This is a genomic window from Aminobacter aminovorans, from assembly GCF_900445235.1.
Classification (GTDB): Bacteria; Pseudomonadota; Alphaproteobacteria; order Rhizobiales; family Rhizobiaceae; genus Aminobacter; species Aminobacter aminovorans.
This window is the reverse complement of sequence record NZ_UFSM01000001.1, coordinates 3,798,552-3,817,619: the sequence shown is the minus strand read 5'-3', so window position 1 is coordinate 3,817,619 and position 19,068 is coordinate 3,798,552. Positions and strand designations below refer to the sequence as shown.

Below are 19,068 nucleotides of genomic sequence, written 5' to 3'. Positions count from 1 at the left end.
GTGCCAGGGCAATGGCCGGCGCCGGCACGAGCCCGGCTGTCTCATGTGGAGCGCTGGGAGGTCTCATCCTCACTGCGTTCTGTGACAACCGCGTCGAAGCTGCTGCTTTCGGCGAACAGGACGGAGCGCAGTCTGCCTACCTTGCTGGTGTCGATCACGAGTATGTTGCGGCTGGCAGTGGCCATGACCTTTCGCTTTATCTCGGCCTCGTGGAAATGTGCGCAGGTCGCGCCTCGCGCCCAGTCGAAACCGGCGGCCGACAACAAGGCCACGTTGATGCCCAGCGATGCGATGGTGGCCAGCGCCTCTGGGCCGAAGAAGGTGGCCGAAGCGGGATAATAGACGCCGCCGAGCATCACCAGCGTCACGTTCGGTTTGTGTGCCAGCCGCTCGGCAACGTTGAGCGCGTAACAGACAACGGTAAGCGGCATGTCGTTGGGGATGAGGTCGACCAATTCGATGAGCGTCGTGCCGCAGTCGATGAAGATTGTCTCTTCGGCCCTGACGTAACGCAGGGCGGCTTCACAGGCGCGTCGTTTGGCGTCGCGCTGCTGATCGGCAGCCATATCGAGAGTGTAGGAGTTCTCCGGTTCGAACATGCCGCGCGGCACGACATAACCGCCGAGATAGCCCAGTTTGTCCGGGTTCTGCTGGATGTCGCGACGCACTGTCATTTCGGAGACGTCAAGGAGTTTCGCGACGGCGCTGATGTGCAGCGCCCGGCCTTGTGCCAGCTCTGCCTGGAGGCGCTCCATGCGCTGCGCTTTTGCTGAGCCGGCTTTCGCCACGGGAGACTCCCATCGTTGAATGTCAGAGACGTAACAAGTTGGTCCAGGCAGTACAAGTTTGCAGGATATCGTCGGACTTTTTGTGAGAATTATAACAATATGATGTTGACATTATAACAGGTATAATGCCTTTTTCAGTCGCGGCGGCTCCATGATCGTGCTCTCGATCGAAGCACAAACATCGTGGTGGCTGCTTGTCCGGTAGCGCTTTGATGGATCTTGTCGTGGGATTGGCAATGGAAATGAATGAGGGCAGCGGCGCGGTCATGCGCGTGGTGCGTGCTGCGTCAGATGCCGATGTCGGCCCGCCGCGCAACCCCGGCATGGCGCTGGATTTGGGATTTCTGGAATCGATGCGCAGTGTCAACCGTTCGGCGCTGGAGCGGCGGGTCGGCACGCTGACCAAGAGGCGCTCGATCAAGGCCGACAATCAGGCTGCCTGGTTGCTCAGGTCGATCTCGCTGATGGACCTGACGACGCTCAACTCCAACGACACCGACGAGCGTGTGCGCCGGCTCTGTGCCAAGGCGCTGAACCCGCTGCGCCGCGATCTGACCGAGGCGCTGGGACTGGGCGAGGTGCTGATCCGGCCGGCGGCGGTCTGCGTCTATCATCCGTTCGTGGCGGCGGCTGTCGAGGCGGTGAAGGGGTCGGGCATCCATGTCGCTGCGGTGTCGACGGCCTTTCCGCATGGCCTGGCGCCGTTGTCGACACGTCTCGCCGAGATCGAGGCATCGGTTGCCGACGGCGCCGACGAGATCGACGTCGTCATTCCGCGCGGACTGGTGTTCGGTGCGAAGTGGCAGGAGCTTTATGACGAGATCAGGCAGATGCGCGCTGCCTGCGGCGCGGCCCATCTCAAGGTCATCCTCGGCACCGGCGATCTGGCGACTTTGCGCAATGTCACGCTCGCCTCGATGGTGGCGATGATGGCGGGTGCCGATTTCATCAAGACCTCGACCGGCAAGGAAAGCGTCAACGCGACGCTGCCCGTCGGCCTCGCCATGGTCAGGGCGATCCGCGCCTATCACGAGCAGACCGGCTATCTCATTGGCTTCAAGCCGGCCGGCGGCATCTCGACGGCCAAGGTCTCGCTCGACTGGCTGGTGCTGATGAAGGAAGAGCTTGGCCGGCCCTGGCTCGAGCCTGAGCTGTTCCGCTTCGGCGCGTCGAGCCTGTTGACCGACATCGAACGCCAGCTCGAACACCACATCAGCGGCCGCTACTCGGCCAACCACCGCCACGCCATGGCGTGAGGGGCGACCTGGCCATGCCGCGTTCCTTCGCGCCCCCCGCCCGATCCTCGCGCCGCAAAGTCCGGAGCCCCTCATGAACATCCTCGAACGATACCACGCCATGGATTATGCCCCAGCCCCCGAGGCCCGCAGCGAAGCCGATGCCTGGCTTGCGGCCCGCGACTTCTCGAAGGCGCTGTTCATCGCGGGCGACTGGCGCGCCGGCATCGACGGCAAGAGCTTCGACACATCCGATCCCTCTGATGGCAAGCTTCTGGCCAAGGTCTCCGATGCCTCCGCCGCCGACATCGAGACGGCGGTGGCAGCAGCGCGCAAGGCGTTGCCCAAATGGAGTGCTGCCTCGGGTTATGAGCGGGCCAAGGTGCTTTATGCCATCGGCCGCGCCATGCAGCGCCACCAGCGCCTGTTTGCGGTGCTGGAAAGCCTCGACAACGGCAAGCCGATCCGCGAGAGCCGCGACATCGACGTGCCATTGGCGATCCGCCACTTCATCCACCATGCCGGCTGGGCCCAGTCGCTCGACCGGGAGTTCCCTGGCCGCAAGGCAGCCGGTGTCGTCGGCCAGATCATCCCGTGGAACTTTCCGCTTTTGATGCTGGCCTGGAAGATCGCACCCGCTCTTGCCACCGGCTGCACCGTTGTCCTGAAGCCGGCCGAGTTCACGCCGCTGACGGCCATTCTCTTCGCCGAGATCTGCGAACGTGCAGGTGTGCCCAAGGGCGTGGTCAACATCGTCCAGGGCGGACCCGAGACAGGGGTTGCGATCGTCAACCACCCCGGCATCGACAAGATCGCGTTCACCGGCTCGTCGGAAGTCGGCAAGATCATCCGCAAGGCAACCGCCGGCTCGGGCAAGAAACTGTCGCTGGAACTCGGCGGCAAGTCGGCCTTCATCGTCTTTGAGGACGCCGATCTCGACAGCGCCGTCGAAGGGCTTGTCGACGGCATCTGGTTCAACCAGGGCCAGGTCTGCTGCGCCGGCTCGCGGCTTCTGGTGCAGGAGAGCGTTGCCGAGGCCTTCATCGCCAAGGTCAAGACACGGATGAGCCGGCTGCGCGTTGGTTCCCCCCTGGACAAGAACACCGACATCGGCCCGCTGGTCGACAAGACCCAGCTCGACCGCGTCAGGCGCCTTGTCGAGGAAGGTGCAAGACAAGGTGCTGTCTGCTGGCAGCCCGACCAGGATGTGCCATCACAAGGCTATTATCACCTGCCGACGCTGGCGACCGGTGTCGCACCTGCCAACATCCTCGCCCAGGAGGAGGTGTTCGGTCCGGTGCTCGCCACCATGAGCTTCCGCAACACCGAGGAGGCGGTCGAACTTGCCAACAACACCCGTTTTGGCCTTGCCGCCTCGGTGTGGAGCGAGAACGTCAATCTCGCCTTGCATGTCGCCCCGCAGCTCAAGGCCGGAGTGGTCTGGATCAACGGCACCAACATGTTCGATGCCGCCTGTGGCTTCGGCGGCTACCGCGAGAGTGGCTTTGGCCGCGAGGGCGGGCGCGAGGGGCTGGAGGAATATCTGGCGCCGAGCGAGCCGCATGGCCCTGTCATCAAGCCGTCGACGGCGCCCAGGCAGGCAGCGCGGGACAATGGCGAAAGCCATGGCATCGACCGCACCGCAAAGCTGTTCATCGCAGGCAAGCAGGTGCGCCCCGACGGCAACTATTCGCTGCCGGTTCTGACTTCCAAGGGCAAACTCGCGGGCGAGGTCGGCTTGGGCAGCCGCAAGGACATCCGCGACGCGGTCTCGGCGGCGCGTGCCTGCAAGGCCTGGCCGGAGGCGACCGCCTACAACCGGGCGCAGGTGCTCTATTACCTCGCCGAGAACCTGTCGGGCCGCACGGAAGAGTTCGCTGCCCGCATCGTCGAACTGACCGGTGCTGCCCACAAGGCTGCCAAGGCAGAAGTCGAAGCCTCGATCGAGCGGCTGTTCTACTACGCCGGCATGGCCGACAAGTTCGAGGGCAGGGTGCACCAGCCGCCGGCACGCACAGTCACCCTTGCCCTGCACGAACCGGTCGGCGTGATCGGCATCGTCGCCCCTGACGAAGCCCCGCTGCTCGGCCTGATCTCGCTGATCGCTCCGGCACTTGCCATGGGCAACACCACGGTCGTGGTGCCCTCGACCACTGCCCCGCTCGTTGCCACCGACCTCTACCAGGTGCTCGAGTACTCAGATGTCCCTGCAGGCGCGATCAACATCGTCACCGGGCATACCGCCGAACTCACAGCCGTGCTTGCCAAGCACGACGACGTCGACGGCCTCTGGGTCGTTGCCGAAGCCGAGATCTGCGCCAAAGCGGAAGCTGAATCGACGGGCAATCTCAAGCGCGTCTGGACCGGCCACGGCCGCAGCCTCGACTGGCCGACCGCCCAGGGCGAAGCCTTCCTCCGCCGCGCCATCGAGATCAAGAACGTCTGGGTCCCATACGGCGACTAGGGGAATAGGGGAATAGGGGAATAGGGGAATAGGGTTATCTTCTTCCCTTACTCCCTTACTCCCCTGCGGCCCCGGGCCTTCCGCAAACAACGTCCAGTCCGAGAGCACGTATTCATGAAAATCTATCTTGCCGGCCCCGAAGTCTTTCTGCCTAATGCGCGCGAGGTGCTTGATCGCAAGATCGAATTGACCAGGCGCTACGGCTTCGTTCCGGTCTCTCCCGGCGATCTCGAGGTGCCGGCGACCGATACCAAAAGGGCGAAAGGGCTTGCCATCAGCTCGATCAACGAACGCCTGATGATGAGCGCGGACATGATCATCGCCAATCTGACGCCATTCCGTGGCATCGCGGCGGATATCGGTACGGCATTCGAACTCGGCTTCATGTGTGCCCGCGGCTGCCCCGCCTATGCGTTTTCCAACACGGTTGGCGATCACTATGCTCGGGTAGCTGTGCTCTATGACGGGCGCATCGAGGCCGACGCGCAGGGCAGGCCGCGGGGGCCGGATGGACTGGCCGTCGAAGATTTCGAGATGATCGACAATCTCATGCTCGACGGCGGCATCGAGGCGCGTGGCGGCACGATCGTCACGCGCGAGGTTGCGGCCGAGGCGCTGTACACCGACCATCAGGCCTTCGAGCAATGCCTGCGGCTGGCTGCGGCCAGGTTCCCGCGCTGATTTTCATGTTCGGAATGGGAGACAATGTGATGGATCGTGCCGATATCGTCGTGCTTGGAACCTTTGTCGCCGACCTGGCCTTCAAGGCCGAGCGGCTGCCGGTTGTCGGCGAGACACTGCTTGGCCAGGGTTTTGCCATGGGTCCCGGCGGCAAGGGCTCCAACCAGGTGATCGCAGCCGCACGCGCCGGCGCGCGTTCCGCCATGATCACCCGTGTCGGGCAGGATTCTTTCGGTGACATGGCCATGCAGGCCTGGTCACGGGATGGGGTGAACACCTCGCGCGTGCTGATCGACGAGGTCGCCCCGACGGGGGCGGCGTTCATCTTCGTCTCCTCGAAGACAGGCGACAACGCGATCATCATCGAGAGCGGCGCTGCGGCCAATCTGAGCCCCGCCGATGTCCGCGCCGCGGAAGGGCTGATCAGCGGCGCCAGGGTCTTCGTCACCCAGTTCGAGCAGCCCATCGAGACGGCCATCGAAGGCCTTCGCCTGGCACGCAGCCACGGCGTCACCACCATCCTCAATCCGGCGCCCGCGCTGCCGGTCGACGACGCCATCTACGTCAATTGCGATTACGTCACCCCCAACGAAACCGAAGCCGCGACTTTGACCGGGATCGATACGGCAACGGACGAGGGCGCGCTGCAGGCGGCAGCCAGCCTGGTCAGGCGTGGCGCCCGCAATGCGCTCATCACACTGGGCGCCAAGGGCGCGCTGCTGCACGGCGAGGCCGGCACGCATTTCGTCCCGGCTTTCAAGGTAACCAAGGTCGTCGACACGACGGGGGCGGGAGACGCGTTCAACGGCGGCTTCGCCGTTGCGATTGCCGAAGGCCGCAGCCCGGTCGATGCCGTCCGCTTCGGCGCGGCGGTGGCCGCACTTTCGGTGCAGAAGCCGGGCACAGCCCCTTCTATGCCGACGCGGGCCGAAATCGAAGCCTTCATCCGCGCCAACGGTTAGGGCCGATCCCGCCATCGTCGGTGCCGGCTGAAAGCCTGGTGCGGGCCGGACCTGATGTCCCACCCCGCCGTCGCCATGCTATCGACCAGTCTTTGACCGCCGCAGGCCCTCGCCACCGTTTCACGGCATGGATCTCCGGGGGCAAGCCTCTGGGATGACGAAGGACGGGTGGCCGCTCGCTGCAGTCCAACGCCACTCAATCCCTGCGACGCCCCGCTTCAATCCTTCCTGAAGATGATCCTGCCGAGCCAACCGGTGAGCATGGCGAGACCGATGGCGAAGAGGCCGTAGCCGAAGCCGTGGTCGGTGGCGAAGCGAAAGATGGTCTGCTCGAAGCCCGACTTCACGATGGCCAGCTGGGCCGAGGTTTCCTTGATGAAGATGCCGTTGCGAAACAGGAAGGCACGCGCCTTGTGGGTGCCGACCGGAACGTTGGGGGCAAGGTGCAGCGTGGCGCGGAACAGGCTCTGCGACAGGAACTGCACGCCGCCGATATTGTCGGAGTAGAGCCCGGTCGCCAGCTTGCGCTCGCGCAGCGCGTCGGTGAACTCCTGGATGGTCAGCGGGCTGTCGCGCTTGTCCTCGGGCTCCATGTAGATGTTGTTGGCGCCGAGCGAGAGCTGGCGGTAGTTGTTGGGATCGGTGATGTCCTGCGGCTGGCGGGTGGTCGCCACCGAATAGGACATCGGCACGTTGACGAAGGTTTCGGACTGGGTGTTGATCCACATGCCGAGCACGCGGCTCTTGCGCCGCACCACCACCGGCCGTGCCGGACCCTCGAGCACGACATAGACGTCGTAGCGGCCCTGGCGGTTGATCAGCGGGTCGGCGTTTTCGAGCGCCCCGAAGATGGTGAGGTCGGCACCGGCGAAGTCGGCGGTGATGGCGACGCGGTCGGTCGAGAGCCCGATCTGGATGCTTTCGGGATGCGCCGGCTCCTGGGCGCGGGCCGGAAGGGCTGCCGCCAGCATCAGGGCTGCGAGACATGCCGCGACCCGCATCACAGAAGCCCGCTCACGCCGGTCAGCGAATAGAGGTTCTGCGGCTTGACGAACAGGTCGAAGCCGAGGCGCAAGGCAACGGCAAGCACCAGCAGTGCGAGCAGCGCGCGCAGCTGTTCGCCGCGCAGCTTCTGGCCGGCCTTGGCGCCGTATTGGGCGCCGGCAACGCCGCCGACCATCAGCACCAGCGCCAGGATGATGTCGACGGTCTGGTTGGTCGAGGCGTGCACCAAGGTGGTGAAGGCCGAAACGACGACGATCTGGAACAACGAGGTGCCGACGACGACGTTGGTCGGCACCTTGAGCAGGTAGATCAGCGCCGGCACCATGATGAAGCCGCCGCCGACGCCCATGATGGCGGAGAGGAAGCCGATGCCGGCGCCGATGCCGAGCACCGGGATGACCGAGACGAACAGCTTCGAGGTGCGGAAGCGCATCTTGAAGGGCAGGCGGTGGATCCAGTTGTGCTGGCCCGACTTCTTCAAGGCCGGCGGCACGCCGCCCTTGGTCAGGCGCAGCGCATTGACGCTTTCGATCAGCATCAGCCCGCCGACGGTGCCGAGGAAAACGACGTAGAGCAAAGAGATGAACAGGTCGAGCTGGCCGATAGCGCGCAGCAGCGCAAAGACGAAGCCGCCGGCCGCCGAGCCGGCGATGCCACCGACAAGCAGCACCGTGCCGAGCTTGAAGTCGAGCGTGCCGCGCTTGAGATGGGCGAGCGCGCCGGAGAAGGACGAGGCGATGACCTGGTTGGCGCCGGTGGCGACAGCGATGGCGGGCGGGATGTTGTAGAAGATCAGAAGCGGCGTGATCAGGAAACCGCCGCCGACCCCGAACATGCCCGACAGGAAGCCGACCGCCGCACCCATCGCAAGGAGCACGAACACATTGACCGACATCTCAGCAATCGGGAGATAAATGCCCACCCGCGATACTTCTCATGAAATGGCTGCTCGGGACCCAACTGGAGGCCCTCGATATCACCGGCTGCTGCTACGCCTGTTCGGGATGGCGCCCGCCATGTCGAGGATGCGTGTTGTGCGGCATCGTCTTGCTCAGCGTGGCTGGACCGGGGCCACGCATATAGTGCCTTTCCGGATGATACTGTCCGCGCGTCCAGGCGCCGATCAATTCGGCGAAGATCCGCTTCAGGGCGAGCAGTCTATGGGTCTTTGGCATCTGGCTGCATCGGTAAAGTTCGGGTCAGGAGACATTATCATTGCAGCGCACACGTCGCGCATAGCCACTGAGACTAATGGCATTCCTGAGCGGAATGGCTGTGCCTGTGCGGGCAGGAGTCGTCCCGAGCGAGCTCTTGCAGGCAGACCGACAAAAAGGCGCAGCGGTGATCGCCAGGGCGGCGAAGCTGCTATGAACGAGGTCAAGATGATTCTCCGTGCTGCCCGATGACCGCCACCGCTCTCGACATCCTCAAGACCGTCTACGGCTATGATGCGTTCAGGGGACCGCAGGCGCGGATCGTCGAGCATGTCATTGCCGGCAACAATGCCTTCGTGCTGATGCCGACAGGCGGCGGCAAGTCGCTCTGCTACCAGATTCCCGCGATCGTCCGTCCGGGCATGGGGCTCGTCGTCTCGCCGCTGCTGGCACTGATGGCCGACCAGGTGACAGCACTCAGGCAGGCAGGGGTGCGGGCGGCCGGGCTGAACTCCGACCTGTCGCCCGACGACCGCCGCGCGCTGTGGCGCGATATCCGTTCCGGTGCGCTCGACCTGCTCTATGTCTCGCCTGAAACCTTGTTGCGGCCCGATGTGCTGGAACTGCTGGAGAGCGTGAAGCTGTCGCTGATCGCCATCGACGAGGCGCACTGCCTGTCGCAGTGGGGGCACGACTTCCGTCCGTCCTATCGCCAGCTCGACGCCATCGTCTCGCGCTTTGCCGGCACCCCGCGCATGGCGCTGACCGCCACCGCAGATGAGCCGACGCGCGCGGAAATCCTGTCGCATCTCGAAATCGACGAGGTCGACGCCTTCATCGCCGGTTTCGACCGGCCCAACATCCGCTACGCCATCGAGGAAAAGGACAATCCGCGCGCCCAACTCAAGGAGTTCCTCAAGCGCTACGAGGGCGAGAGCGGCATCGTCTATTGCCTGTCGAAACGCCGGACCGAAGAAACCGCCGCCTGGCTCAAGGGCCTCGGCTATGATGCGCTGGCCTATCACGCCGGCATGGACAAGGCGGCACGCGAGGCCAACCAGATGCGCTTCCAGCATGGCGAGGCGGTGATCATGGTCGCCACCGTTGCCTTCGGCATGGGCATCGACAAGCCGGATGTGCGCTTCGTCGCCCATATCGACCTGCCGGGCAGCATCGAGGCCTATTATCAGGAGACCGGTCGCGCCGGCCGCGACGGCCTGCCGTCCGACACGCTGATGCTCTATGGCTATGACGACATCGCCCTGCGCAGCCGCTTCATCGAGGAGTCGGACGCGCCCGACCAGCGCAAGCGCATGGAGCGGCAGAAGCTCGATGCGCTATTGGGCCTGGCCGAGACGGCAAGCTGCCGGCGCCAGGTGCTGTTGTCCTATTTCGGCGACGAGTGCGAACCGTGCGGCAATTGCGACACCTGTGCCGAGCCGCCCAAATTGTTCGACGGCGCCATTTCAGCGCAAAAGGCGCTGTCATGCATCTACCGCACCGGCGAGCGTTTTGGGCAGGCCTATGTCGTCGACGTGCTTCTGGGCGTCGACAACGAGCGCATCGCCCAGTTCGGCCATGACAGGATTTCCACCTTCGGCATCGGCACCGAACATGACAACCGCACCTGGCGGGCGATCCTGCGCCAGCTGATCGCGCTGCGCCTCGTCGACGTCGACCTTTCCGGCCATGGTGGCCTGTCGATTGCGCCCGCCGGCCGCGAATTCCTGCGCGACAAGCCCACGCTGATGCTGCGCGTGCCGGCACCGGCGCGGGCCAGGCGCGGCAAGGTCGCACGCAGCGCGGCCCAGTCCGCTGTCAGCGATGCGGACCAGGACCTGTTCCAGGCGCTCAGGCGGAAACGCACCGAGATCGCGCGGGCACAGAACGTGCCGCCCTATGTCATCTTCCATGACAAGACGTTGATCGAGCTGGCCGCAGCCAGACCGGCGTCACGCGCTGATATGGCAAACGTGCCCGGTGTCGGCGAAGCCAAGCTCGACCGCTACGGCCCGGCCTTTCTCGAGGTGATCGCCGCATACGAATGACGAGGCGAGGTGACGCCGGGATCACCTCGCATCCGCCGTCGCCACCGGCGCGCGGCGCAGAGCGGACAAGGGCTCAGCCGTCCAGCCAGGCGGCGAGGCCGTCCAGCGTCTGCAGCCCGTATTCGACCGCGCCGAAGCCGATGACCTCCTGACGCCGCTTGGCGCTGGGGTGGAGCTGGCGCATGGTCAGCACCGTCTTGCCGTCGCTCTGCTCGTCGAAGGTCACCGTGACGCGGAAGCGGTCGGGATCCTCTGAAGCGGGCGTACCGTAGTCCATCACGATGCGCTCGTTCGGCACGATCTCCAGAAAGCGCATCAAGTTCGGGAAGCGCTGCTGCTTGCCCTCGAAGACGCCGACCATGTCGAAGCGCCAGACCCCGCCCGCGCGAATATCGGCTTCGTGGCTCTCGATGGCGAGGCCGGCCGGCCCGTACCATTGGGCCAGTGCCTTGGGGTCCATCCAGGCGGCAAAGACCTTTTCGCGCGGGTGGTCGAGCAGCTTGGCCAGCACGATTTCGCGGTCGAGCGACCAGGTTTCAAACAGGTTTTCCATGTTCTTTTTCATCCTTCCGTCTTGTCCAGATAGGTTTCCAGCCGATCCAGGCGCTCGGCCCAGCGCCGGCGCTCCGCTTCCATCCAGTCCGCCGCCTCGTCGAAACGCTGCGGCACCAGCCGGCACCAGCGGCTGCGCCCGCGCTTTTCGCTGACGATCAGCCCGCACTCTTCCAGCACCTTGAGATGCTGGGCGAAGGAGGGCAGCGCCATGTCGAAGGGTTCGGCGAGCGCGCTGACCGGCACCTCGCCCGCGGCCAGCCGCGACACCACCGCACGGCGGGTCGGGTCGCTGAGCGCGTGAAAAGCGAGGTCGAGCGGCGTAGAATGGTAAGGCATATGCCTTAGTAATCGCGTCTAAGGCATTGGTCAAGGAAAATAAGGTACTTGCCTTAGTATTTGCCTTCAGGTCGGCAGCTCCATGTCCTGGCTCGGCCAGTCGCTCAGACGGCACCACTCAACGAATTCCATAAATTCTATAAGCTAAGTAGAATTAATTCCCGTCCGGCGACGATGATGGAACTCAGTTCCTGTCACACACCCCATACCCACGCCTATCCTTTTGTCAGCAAACAGGCAGACCGCGCGATCCCGATCCTCCCAAGGGCGTCGATTTCCGGTCCTTATCAAGGGGATGGCCATGTCGCATACACGACGTTCGACACTCAAACTCACGCTGATCGGATTGATGGCGGCGACGTCGCTCGGCTTTGCCGCCAACGGCTTCGCGCAGTCGGACACGCCGGTCAAGGGCGGCACGCTGGTCTATCTCGAGCAGCAGGCGCACACCAATCTCTACCCGCCGGCGGGCGGCTTCTACCCCAATGGCGGGGTGCTGAACCAGATCACCGACAAGCTGACCTACCAGAACCCCAATACCCTCGAGATCGAGCCCTGGGTCGCCGAATCCTGGACGGTCAACGACACTGCCACCGAATACACCTTCAAGCTGCGTCCTGGCGTCACCTTCTCCGACGGCACCCCGCTCGATGCTGCCGCCGTGGCCAGGAACTTCGACACCTTTGGCAAGGGCAACAAGGAGCTGAAGCTGCCGGTTTCGGAGGTCATCAACAATTACGACCGCAGCGAGGTTGTCGATCCGCTGACGGTCAAGTTCCACTTCAAGGCGCCGTCGCCGGGCTTCCTGCAGGGCACGTCGGTGATCGGCTCGGGCCTGGTGTCGCCGAAGACGCTGGAACTGCCCTTCGAGCAGCTGGGCGATGCGACCAAGATCATCGGTTCGGGGCCGTTCGTCGTCGAAAGCGAAGTGCTCGGCCGCGAACTCGTGCTCAAGGCACGCGACGACTATGCCTGGGGACCGCCCAAGCTGAAACACCAGGGCAGGGCATTGCTTGACGAGATCAAGTACCTGATCACGCCGGAGGACAGCGTGCGCATCGGCGCGTTGCTCGCCGGCCAGGCCGATTTCATCCGCCAGGTCCAGGCCTATGACGAAAAGCAGGTCGAGGCAGCCGAGTACAAGATCTATGCACCCGGCACCCGCGGCGTGAACAATTCGGTCGTCTTCCGGCCGGACAATCCGTTGGTGGCCGACGTCAAGGTGCGCCAGGCTCTGCTGCACGCCACCAATGCCAAGGAGATCGTCGAGACGCTCTTCTCGGCCAATTATCCGCAGGCGACGTCGATCATCGCCAAGGCGGCCCAGGGTTATGTCGACCAGTCGGCGAAGCTTGCCTATGATCCGACCCTTGCCGGCAAGCTGCTCGACGAGGCGGGCTGGACGCTTGGCGCCAACGGCATCCGCACCAAGGACGGCAAGGAACTGGTGCTGACCGCCTATGAATCGCTGCCGCAACCTCAGAACAAGGAAACGCTGCAGCTGATCGCCCAGCAGTGGAACAAGGTCGGCGTGAAGCTCTCCGTGCTTGCCGGCGACTCCGGCAGTGCGGCTGCCGACAACCTCGATCCGCTGAAGACCCCAGTCGCACCCGCAATGGTCGGCCGCGCCGATCCCGATGTCATCAAAAGCCAGTATTACCCGAAGAACCGCAACGTGCTGCAGCAGAAGGGCGGCGTCAGCGACAAGGTACAGAGCTTCGTCGACGACAAGCTCAACGGCCTTCTCGAGGCGCTCTCCTCCGAGCCGAACCGCGACAAGCGGCTGGCGATCGCAGTCGAGGTCCAGGCCTATGTGCTCGACCAGGCCTATGCGATCCCGATCTTCGAGGAACCGCAGGCCTTTGCCGGCGCGCCCAACGTTCATGACGTCGCCTTCGAGGCGGTCGGGCGTCCGTCCTTCTATCGCGTCTGGCTGTCGCCGCGCGACTGAGGTCCGAAAGGTCCCGTCTCCGGTGAGACGGGACCTTTCTCCCGATCGCTTCGACGGAGATCCTTCATGTCGCGATATGTCATTGGCCGGATAGGCCAGGCCGTGCTCGTCCTCTGGGCGGCGTTCACCGTCAGCTTCGTGTTGCTGCAGTTGCTGCCGTCCGACGGCGTGCTGATCAAGTTCCTCAATCCGGAACTCGGCCTCAGCCCCGAGCAGCTTGCCGAAATTCGTGTCGCCTACGGCGCCGACGTGCCCGCCTGGCAGCAATATCTGTCAACGCTCCAATCGGTGCTGTCAGGCGATTTCGGTTATTCGGTCCGCGCCGGCGTGCCGGTCACCTCGCTGCTGGCAACCACTTTGCCGACGACCTTGCGGCTGGCAGCGATTGCCCTTGTCGTGTCGGTTCTGGTCGCCGCGGCAATCGCCTATGTTGCGACGGTCAGTCGGAGCGCGTGGTTGCGCAATACACTCCATTCGCTGCCGTCGCTCTTCATCTCGATCCCCGTCTTCTGGCTCGGCATTGCCCTGATCCAGGTCTTTTCCTTCCGACTGAAGCTGATCTCCGTCATCAATCCCGGACCAGTGGAAATGCTGGTGCTGCCGGTGCTGGCCATCGCCGTGCCGATCTCGGCGCCGCTGGCGCAGATCCTCATCCGCAGCATCGACGAGGTGTGCACGCGTCCGTTCGTGGCTGTGGCCCGGGCCAAGGGTGCCAGCCACAGGCGCGTGCTGGTGAGCCATGTCGCTGGCAACGCCATCCTGCCCGTTCTGACCATCGGCGGTGTGCTGTTCGGCGAGCTCGTCGCAGGTGCGGTCATCACCGAAACCGTGTTCGGCCTCAACGGCATCGGCGCGCTGACCTACCTTTCCGTCAACACCCAGGACGTCACTGTCCTGCAGGCGATCGTGCTGATTTCCGCTGCCGGCTTCGTGCTCACAAATCTGATCGTCGATCTTCTCTACCCGGTCTTCGATCCCCGTCTTCGCAATCCCGCAGGAGCCAGCGCATGACCATCATCGATTCACTGGGCGCCATAGGCGGCCTGGCGCCCCGGGACGCAAATGCGGCCTACGATCGTGAAGACTTCGCCGAACGGCTGAAACGACTCCAGCCCAGCCTGGTTCTGGCCTGGCTGGTCATCTCGATCGTCGTTATGTGGGCGCTGCTGCCCGGGCTGTTCACCGGCCATAGCGGCACCGAAGGCGTGGCTGCCCAAAAGCTCACCGGACCCAGCGCGCTGCATATCCTTGGCACGGATGCGCTCGGTCGCGACGTCTATGCGCGCATCGTCTATGGCGCGGTCCATTCGCTCAGCGGCGCTTTTGCGGCTGTCGGCGTCGGCCTCGTCATCGGCACCGCCCTTGGCGTGGTCGCTGCCGCTGCCGGCGGGCGTATCGAGGATGTCGTCATGCGCATCGTCGATGTGCTGCTGTCGATCCCGAGCCTGCTTTTGTCGCTCACCATCATCATCCTGCTCGGCTTCGGCACGGTGAACGCGGCCATTGCCGTCGGCGCAGCCTCGATCGGCAGCTTCGCCCGGCTGGCTCGGTCCGAAGTGGTCCGCGTGCGTCGCAGCGACTATGTCGAGGCCGCCTTCGGCAGCGGCGGAAGCTTCACATCGGTGCTGTTCCGCCATGTCCTGCCCAACTCGCTGACCTCGGTCATTGCCTTTGCGGCGCTGCAGTTCGGCAACGCCATCCTCAACATCTCGACGCTTGGCTTCCTCGGGTATGGCGCGCCGCCGCCCACGCCGGAATGGGGCCTGCTGATTGCCGAGGGCCGCAACTACGTGTCGACAGCCTGGTGGCTGACGACGGCGCCCGGGATCGTCGTGGTGCTGGTCGTGCTGTCAGCCAATCGCATCAGCCGCTCCTTCGGCGGGAGCCGGGCATGACCGAACTGAAACTGGCCAACAATAAAGCGCCTGCCGATGCTGCGGCTCCCGTGCTCGAAGTCGACAAGCTGGTCGTTTCCTATGGCCATGGGACGCGCCGCGAAACTGTCGTCCACGGCATCTCGTTTTCGGTGCAGCCGGGCGAAGTGGTGGCGCTGGTCGGCGAATCCGGCTCCGGCAAGTCGACGACGGCGCATGCGGTGATCGGGCTATTACCCGAAAACGGTCGCGTCGAGGCCGGCGACATCAGGCTGAACGGCACCAGCATTTCAGGCTGGGCCGACAAGCGCCTGGATACGATCCGCGGCAAGGTGGTGAGCCTGATCTCGCAGGATCCGGTCAGTTCGCTCAATCCGGTCAAGACAATCGGCGACCAGATCGGCGAAATCCTCAAGGTGCATCGTTGGGGCGACCGGCGCGCGATCGACGAGCGCGTTATCGAACTGCTCGATCGCGTCGGGCTGCCGCAGCCGGAACTCCGGGCCAGGCAATATCCGCACCAGCTTTCGGGCGGCATGCGCCAGCGCGTGCTGATCGCCATTGCGATAGCACTTCGGCCGGCTTTGATCATCGCCGACGAACCGACGAGCGCGCTCGACGTCACGGTCCAGCGCCGCGTGCTCGACCTGATCGACGAATTGCGGGCCGAGTCCGGCACATCGGTTTTGCTTGTCACCCATGACCTCGGCGTTGCCGCCGACAGGGCCGACCGGATCGTGGTGCTGCAGGGCGGCCAGATCCAGGAAGCCGGGACGGTGGCCGACGTGCTCGCCGCGCCAAAGTCGGCCTATACGAGGCAGTTGCTCAACGACGCGCCGGCTTTTGCCACGCCGAAGACCGCGCGGAACCAGCCCCTGGCTAACGCTGAGCCGGCAATCGTGGTCGAGGGGCTGGTCCAGCATTTTCCGTTGTCGGGTGGGCGGCGGCTCTGCGCCGTCGATGGCGTTTCCTTCGACGTCGCGCGCGGTACCACCCATGCCCTGGTTGGCGAATCCGGCTCGGGCAAGACGACCACGGTGCGCGCCATTTCAGGCTTCCAGAAGCTTGAGGCCGGCCGCATCGTCGTCGATGGCCAGGATGTGTCGTCGCTGCGCGGCGAGCAGTTGCGCCAGTTTCGACGGCGCATCCAGCTCGTCTACCAGAACCCGTTCGCATCGCTCGATCCACGCCAGAGCATCTTCGACATCGTCGAGGAGCCTTTGCTCAACTTCGATCCCGTGGCCAAGGCCGAGCGCCGGGAACGCGTCCACGCGATCCTCAAGCGGGTCGGCCTGCCGGAGGCATCGCTGACCCGGCTGCCTGCGGCACTATCAGGCGGACAGCGGCAGCGTGTGGCCATCGCCCGGGCGATCATCCTGAACCCTGGAATCCTGGTTCTTGACGAAGCCGTGTCGGCGCTCGACGTCACGGTCCAGGCGCAGATCCTGGAGCTTCTCGAAGAACTCCAATGCTCGCTCGGCCTGACGTATCTGTTCGTTTCGCACGACCTCGCCGTGGTCAGGCAGATTGCCGACACCGTGTCGGTGCTGCGCGACGGCAAGCAGGTCGAGCAGGGCAGCATCGAAGATGTCTTCGAGCGTCCGGTGCATGACTACACACGCGAACTCATCGCCGCGATCCCCGGCCGCAAGCTGAAGTCTGGAGCAGGCTTCCTCGCGCGCAAAGTCCAGCCAATTGAAGGAACTGCTTGATGACCGAGAGGAAAAGACTCGGATTTTTCACCCGCCTGCTCGAGGAGGCATCGCCGGCCGACCGCTACCGTTTCGCCACCGAACAGATCCTCACCGCCGAGCGACAGGGTTTCGACACGGCCTGGGTGGCGCAGCATCATTTCCGCGCCGCCGAAGGCGGGCTGCCGTCGCCGCTGATCCTGCTTGCCAATGTCGCCGCCCGCACCCGCACCATCCGGCTCGGCACCGGGATCATTACGCTGCCGCTGGAAAATGCGCTGCGTGTCGCCGAGGACGCCGCCGTGCTCGACCTCATCTCGGGCGGACGGCTTGAACTGGGCGTCGGCTCGGGCGGAACGCCGTCGTCCTTCACCGCCTTCGGACTGGACAGTATCAGGCGCGGCGAGCTGCTCGATGCGCATCTCCAAGTTTTGCGCAGCGCCTTTGCCGGCAAGCCGTTCGACGGTGACGACACGCTCTATCCGGCCGCCCCAACGCTTGCCGGCCGGATCTGGCAGGCGACCTTCTCGATCGAAGGCGGTCGTCGTGCCGGTCTCGCCGGCGATGGCCTGATGCTGTCGCGGACGCAACCACGCCCCAAGGACAATCCGAGCGCCGCCTTGGACGAGGTGCAGAACCCGATCATCGACGCCTATCTCAAGGCACTGCCTGCGGATGTCGCCCCGCGCATCCTGGGCTCACGCAGCCTGTTTGTGGCCGACAGCCATTCGGAAGCCCTGCAGCTTGCGGAGAAGGGGCTGCGCCGTGTGCGCGATCATTTCATCGCCACCGGCCATACCGCGCCGGGCGACAGTGTCGAGCAGCTTGCGACCGCATTCGACACCCATGCGGGCTCGCCCGATGCGGTAATCGCCAGTCTTGCGGCCGACACCAGCCTCAGGCGTGCCACCGACGTCGTGTTCCAGGTCCATTCGGTCGACCCCGGCCATGAGCGCACGCTGCGCTCGATCGAACTCACCGCCCAGAAGGTTGCGCCTGCGCTCGGCTGGGGCAGGTCGATACCACACTCCCCGAAACTCGTTGCCTGAACGGAGGCCAGAACCATGAGCAATCCCGATATCATCGACGAGCTTGCCGGCATTGTTGTCGGCTCCAGGCTCGACCTCATCCGCTATGACCGCGTCGAGGCCCGCGACAACGCACAGAAGAGCTATATCGCGCTGTTCGACCCGGACGACCAGAGCCAGGTTTCCGTCCGCGAGCGCTTTGCGATCGCGAGCTTCGTCGTCGGACTGCATGGCGACGACCGGGTGACGAAGCACTATCTCGACAAGTTCGACCAGGAAAAGCCGTCCAAGGCGCTGGCAAGCGCCATCGCGCATGAGGTGCGGCAGGGCAAGGCCAGCGGTCCCTACGGTGCCTATCCCCAGGGGCCGCTGACGCGGGAAAATGTGACCGGCCCGTCCTATCGCGTCGCCGAGGCGAGCCGCGAGGTCCTGGGACCGAAGCTCGTGGCCGGGCTCGAACATGCGCATCTGCTGGTGCTGCACCCACGTGACGCCAGTCCGGCAGCGCTTCAGGCGCTGCTCGACGCCGGCTGGAGCACGACCGGCATCGTAACGCTGTCGCAGATCATCGCCTTCCTCGCCTTCCAGATCAGGGTGGTGGCCGGTCTGCGTGTGCTCGACAGGAAGTTTGCCGCCGACCGCCTCGATGCGGCGGAATGACAGGGACCAACGACATGACCGATCAAGTAATCACCTATCCCGACAACATCGAACCGAATGTCTTCACCCGCGATGAACTCGGCTGGGTTCCCTGGCTGCAGCCGTTGGCCCAGGACGAGCTGACCGACCGCCACCATGCCGGCCTGGTCGATCCCTCCCGCGCCAAGTCGCCCTATTTCATGCTGCTGGCGCGCGATCCCGATATTCTCGGCGCACGCACCAGGACCGACAAGGACATCTTCTACAACACCAAAAGCGGCCTGCCGCGAGCCGAACGCGAGATCGCAGCGACCGCTGCGTCGCGCACCAATGGCTGCATCTTCTGCGCCTCCGTGCATTCGCGCTTTGCCTGGCAGCACTCCAAGCGCAGCGAAGATGTCCAGAAACTGCTCGACGAGGGCATCTACACGGATATCGATCCGAGCTGGAATGCCATCATCGACGCCTCCGCCGCCCTGACCAGGACGCCCCACGGCCTCACGGAAAGCCATATCGACGAGCTTCGCCGCGCCGGTCTTGACGACGTGGCCATCGTCGACGTGATCAACGGTGCGGCATTCTTCAACTGGGCCAACCGCCTGATGCTGTCGCTCGGCGAGCCCACTCCGCCTGACGCAGCAGCGTGAAGCCCTGAAC

At 64.5% G+C, this 19,068-nt stretch carries 18 protein-coding genes; 12 read left to right on the top strand and 6 right to left on the bottom strand.

Annotated elements, in window-relative coordinates; genetic code table 11:
- Positions 1-41 precede the first annotated feature (41 nt).
- Positions 42-788: a DeoR/GlpR family DNA-binding transcription regulator gene (locus DY201_RS18860; RefSeq protein WP_245432037.1), complete on the bottom strand. Its 747-nt coding sequence runs from the start codon at positions 786-788 to the stop codon at positions 42-44.
- A gap of 266 nt (positions 789-1,054) precedes the next feature.
- Here DY201_RS18860 and deoC point away from each other — a divergent pair, with 266 nt between their 5' ends.
- The 4 genes from deoC (at position 1,055) to rbsK (ending at position 6,130) form a co-directional block, all read left to right on the top strand.
- Positions 1,055-2,044 carry a deoxyribose-phosphate aldolase gene (gene deoC / locus DY201_RS18855; RefSeq protein ID WP_172582961.1) on the top strand — a complete coding sequence of 330 codons (990 nt, stop codon included), beginning with the start codon at positions 1,055-1,057 and terminating at the stop codon, positions 2,042-2,044.
- A gap of 73 nt (positions 2,045-2,117) precedes the next feature.
- Positions 2,118-4,487, top strand: coding sequence for an aldehyde dehydrogenase family protein (locus DY201_RS18850; protein WP_115729746.1), 2,370 nt, complete (start codon positions 2,118-2,120; stop codon positions 4,485-4,487).
- Positions 4,488-4,601: 114 nt separating this feature from the next.
- The gene (locus DY201_RS18845; RefSeq protein WP_115732512.1) at positions 4,602-5,168 is read left to right on the top strand and encodes a nucleoside 2-deoxyribosyltransferase; all 567 of its coding nucleotides are present in this window, start codon (positions 4,602-4,604) and stop codon (positions 5,166-5,168) included.
- 29 nt (positions 5,169-5,197) lie between these two features.
- Entirely contained in the window at positions 5,198-6,130 is a 933-nt protein-coding gene (gene rbsK, locus DY201_RS18840; RefSeq protein ID WP_115733874.1) for a ribokinase, read from the top strand.
- Between the two features lie 218 nt (positions 6,131-6,348).
- On the opposite strand, the gene DY201_RS18835 is transcribed toward rbsK, so the two are convergent.
- The 3 genes from DY201_RS18835 to DY201_RS18825 all read right to left on the bottom strand — a co-directional run bounded on the left by DY201_RS18835 (position 6,349) and on the right by DY201_RS18825 (position 8,310).
- Positions 6,349-7,131, bottom strand: coding sequence for a TIGR02186 family protein (locus DY201_RS18835; protein ID WP_115732511.1), 783 nt, complete (start codon positions 7,129-7,131; stop codon positions 6,349-6,351).
- Positions 7,131-8,057 carry a sulfite exporter TauE/SafE family protein gene (locus DY201_RS18830; RefSeq protein WP_115732510.1) on the bottom strand — a complete coding sequence of 309 codons (927 nt, stop codon included), beginning with the start codon at positions 8,055-8,057 and terminating at the stop codon, positions 7,131-7,133. The genes DY201_RS18835 and DY201_RS18830 overlap by 1 nt, the downstream gene beginning before the upstream one ends.
- 67 nt (positions 8,058-8,124) lie before the next feature.
- Entirely contained in the window at positions 8,125-8,310 is a 186-nt protein-coding gene (locus DY201_RS18825) for a hypothetical protein (RefSeq protein ID WP_115732509.1), read from the bottom strand.
- Positions 8,311-8,537: 227 nt separating this feature from the next.
- Between DY201_RS18825 and recQ the strand changes: the two genes are divergently transcribed.
- On the top strand, positions 8,538-10,337 hold the full coding sequence (gene recQ / locus DY201_RS18820; protein WP_115732508.1) for a DNA helicase RecQ: 1,800 nt from the start codon (positions 8,538-8,540) through the stop codon (positions 10,335-10,337).
- 73 nt (positions 10,338-10,410) lie between these two features.
- Here recQ and DY201_RS18815 read toward each other — a convergent pair whose 3' ends face one another.
- Both DY201_RS18815 and DY201_RS18810 read right to left on the bottom strand, forming a co-directional pair.
- Positions 10,411-10,890, bottom strand: coding sequence for an SRPBCC family protein (locus tag DY201_RS18815; protein ID WP_115733873.1), 480 nt, complete (start codon positions 10,888-10,890; stop codon positions 10,411-10,413).
- A gap of 8 nt (positions 10,891-10,898) precedes the next feature.
- Entirely contained in the window at positions 10,899-11,228 is a 330-nt protein-coding gene (locus DY201_RS18810; protein WP_115732507.1) for an ArsR/SmtB family transcription factor, read from the bottom strand.
- Positions 11,229-11,529: 301 nt separating this feature from the next.
- Between DY201_RS18810 and DY201_RS18805 the strand changes: the two genes are divergently transcribed.
- From DY201_RS18805 to DY201_RS18775, 7 genes are all read left to right on the top strand, one after another.
- Complete coding sequence (locus tag DY201_RS18805; protein ID WP_425358737.1) at positions 11,530-13,179, top strand: TIGR04028 family ABC transporter substrate-binding protein; 1,650 nt, start codon at positions 11,530-11,532, stop codon at positions 13,177-13,179.
- A 66-nt stretch (positions 13,180-13,245) separates the two neighbouring features.
- Positions 13,246-14,190: an ABC transporter permease gene (locus DY201_RS18800; RefSeq protein ID WP_115732506.1), complete on the top strand. Its 945-nt coding sequence runs from the start codon at positions 13,246-13,248 to the stop codon at positions 14,188-14,190.
- A complete protein-coding gene (locus DY201_RS18795; RefSeq protein WP_115732505.1) occupies positions 14,187-15,074 on the top strand; it encodes an ABC transporter permease in 888 nt (295 codons plus the stop codon). Before DY201_RS18800 ends, DY201_RS18795 begins: the two co-directional genes overlap by 4 nt.
- On the top strand, positions 15,071-16,765 hold the full coding sequence (locus tag DY201_RS18790; protein WP_115732504.1) for a dipeptide ABC transporter ATP-binding protein: 1,695 nt from the start codon (positions 15,071-15,073) through the stop codon (positions 16,763-16,765). The genes DY201_RS18795 and DY201_RS18790 overlap by 4 nt, the downstream gene beginning before the upstream one ends.
- On the top strand, positions 16,765-17,793 hold the full coding sequence (locus DY201_RS18785) for a putative FMN-dependent luciferase-like monooxygenase (protein WP_115732503.1): 1,029 nt from the start codon (positions 16,765-16,767) through the stop codon (positions 17,791-17,793). Before DY201_RS18790 ends, DY201_RS18785 begins: the two co-directional genes overlap by 1 nt.
- 15 nt (positions 17,794-17,808) lie before the next feature.
- Positions 17,809-18,432 (top strand): CMD domain protein, encoded by a 624-nt coding sequence (locus tag DY201_RS18780; protein WP_115732502.1) that lies wholly within the window; start codon positions 17,809-17,811, stop codon positions 18,430-18,432.
- Positions 18,433-18,446: 14 nt separating this feature from the next.
- Positions 18,447-19,058, top strand: coding sequence for an alkylhydroperoxidase domain protein (locus tag DY201_RS18775; RefSeq protein ID WP_115733871.1), 612 nt, complete (start codon positions 18,447-18,449; stop codon positions 19,056-19,058).
- The last annotated feature ends 10 nt before the right edge of the window (positions 19,059-19,068 follow it).

Bases quoted from the DNA above. Each gene is read 5' to 3' on its own strand.
- deoC (WP_172582961.1), top strand. From the start codon at position 1,055: ATGCGCGTGGTGCGTGCTGCGTCAGATGCCGATGTCGGCCCGCCGCGC.
- DY201_RS18850 (WP_115729746.1), top strand. From the start codon at position 2,118: ATGAACATCCTCGAACGATACCACGCCATGGATTATGCCCCAGCCCCC.
- DY201_RS18845 (WP_115732512.1), top strand. From the start codon at position 4,602: ATGAAAATCTATCTTGCCGGCCCCGAAGTCTTTCTGCCTAATGCGCGC.
- rbsK (WP_115733874.1), top strand. From the start codon at position 5,198: ATGGATCGTGCCGATATCGTCGTGCTTGGAACCTTTGTCGCCGACCTG.
- DY201_RS18835 (WP_115732511.1), bottom strand. From the start codon at position 7,131: ATGCGGGTCGCGGCATGTCTCGCAGCCCTGATGCTGGCGGCAGCCCTT.
- DY201_RS18825 (WP_115732509.1), bottom strand. From the start codon at position 8,310: ATGCCAAAGACCCATAGACTGCTCGCCCTGAAGCGGATCTTCGCCGAA.
- recQ (WP_115732508.1), top strand. From the start codon at position 8,538: ATGACCGCCACCGCTCTCGACATCCTCAAGACCGTCTACGGCTATGAT.
- DY201_RS18815 (WP_115733873.1), bottom strand. From the start codon at position 10,890: ATGGAAAACCTGTTTGAAACCTGGTCGCTCGACCGCGAAATCGTGCTG.
- DY201_RS18810 (WP_115732507.1), bottom strand. From the start codon at position 11,228: ATGCCTTACCATTCTACGCCGCTCGACCTCGCTTTTCACGCGCTCAGC.
- DY201_RS18805 (WP_425358737.1), top strand. From the start codon at position 11,530: ATGTCGCATACACGACGTTCGACACTCAAACTCACGCTGATCGGATTG.
- DY201_RS18800 (WP_115732506.1), top strand. From the start codon at position 13,246: ATGTCGCGATATGTCATTGGCCGGATAGGCCAGGCCGTGCTCGTCCTC.
- DY201_RS18795 (WP_115732505.1), top strand. From the start codon at position 14,187: ATGACCATCATCGATTCACTGGGCGCCATAGGCGGCCTGGCGCCCCGG.
- DY201_RS18790 (WP_115732504.1), top strand. From the start codon at position 15,071: ATGACCGAACTGAAACTGGCCAACAATAAAGCGCCTGCCGATGCTGCG.
- DY201_RS18785 (WP_115732503.1), top strand. From the start codon at position 16,765: ATGACCGAGAGGAAAAGACTCGGATTTTTCACCCGCCTGCTCGAGGAG.
- DY201_RS18780 (WP_115732502.1), top strand. From the start codon at position 17,809: ATGAGCAATCCCGATATCATCGACGAGCTTGCCGGCATTGTTGTCGGC.
- DY201_RS18775 (WP_115733871.1), top strand. From the start codon at position 18,447: ATGACCGATCAAGTAATCACCTATCCCGACAACATCGAACCGAATGTC.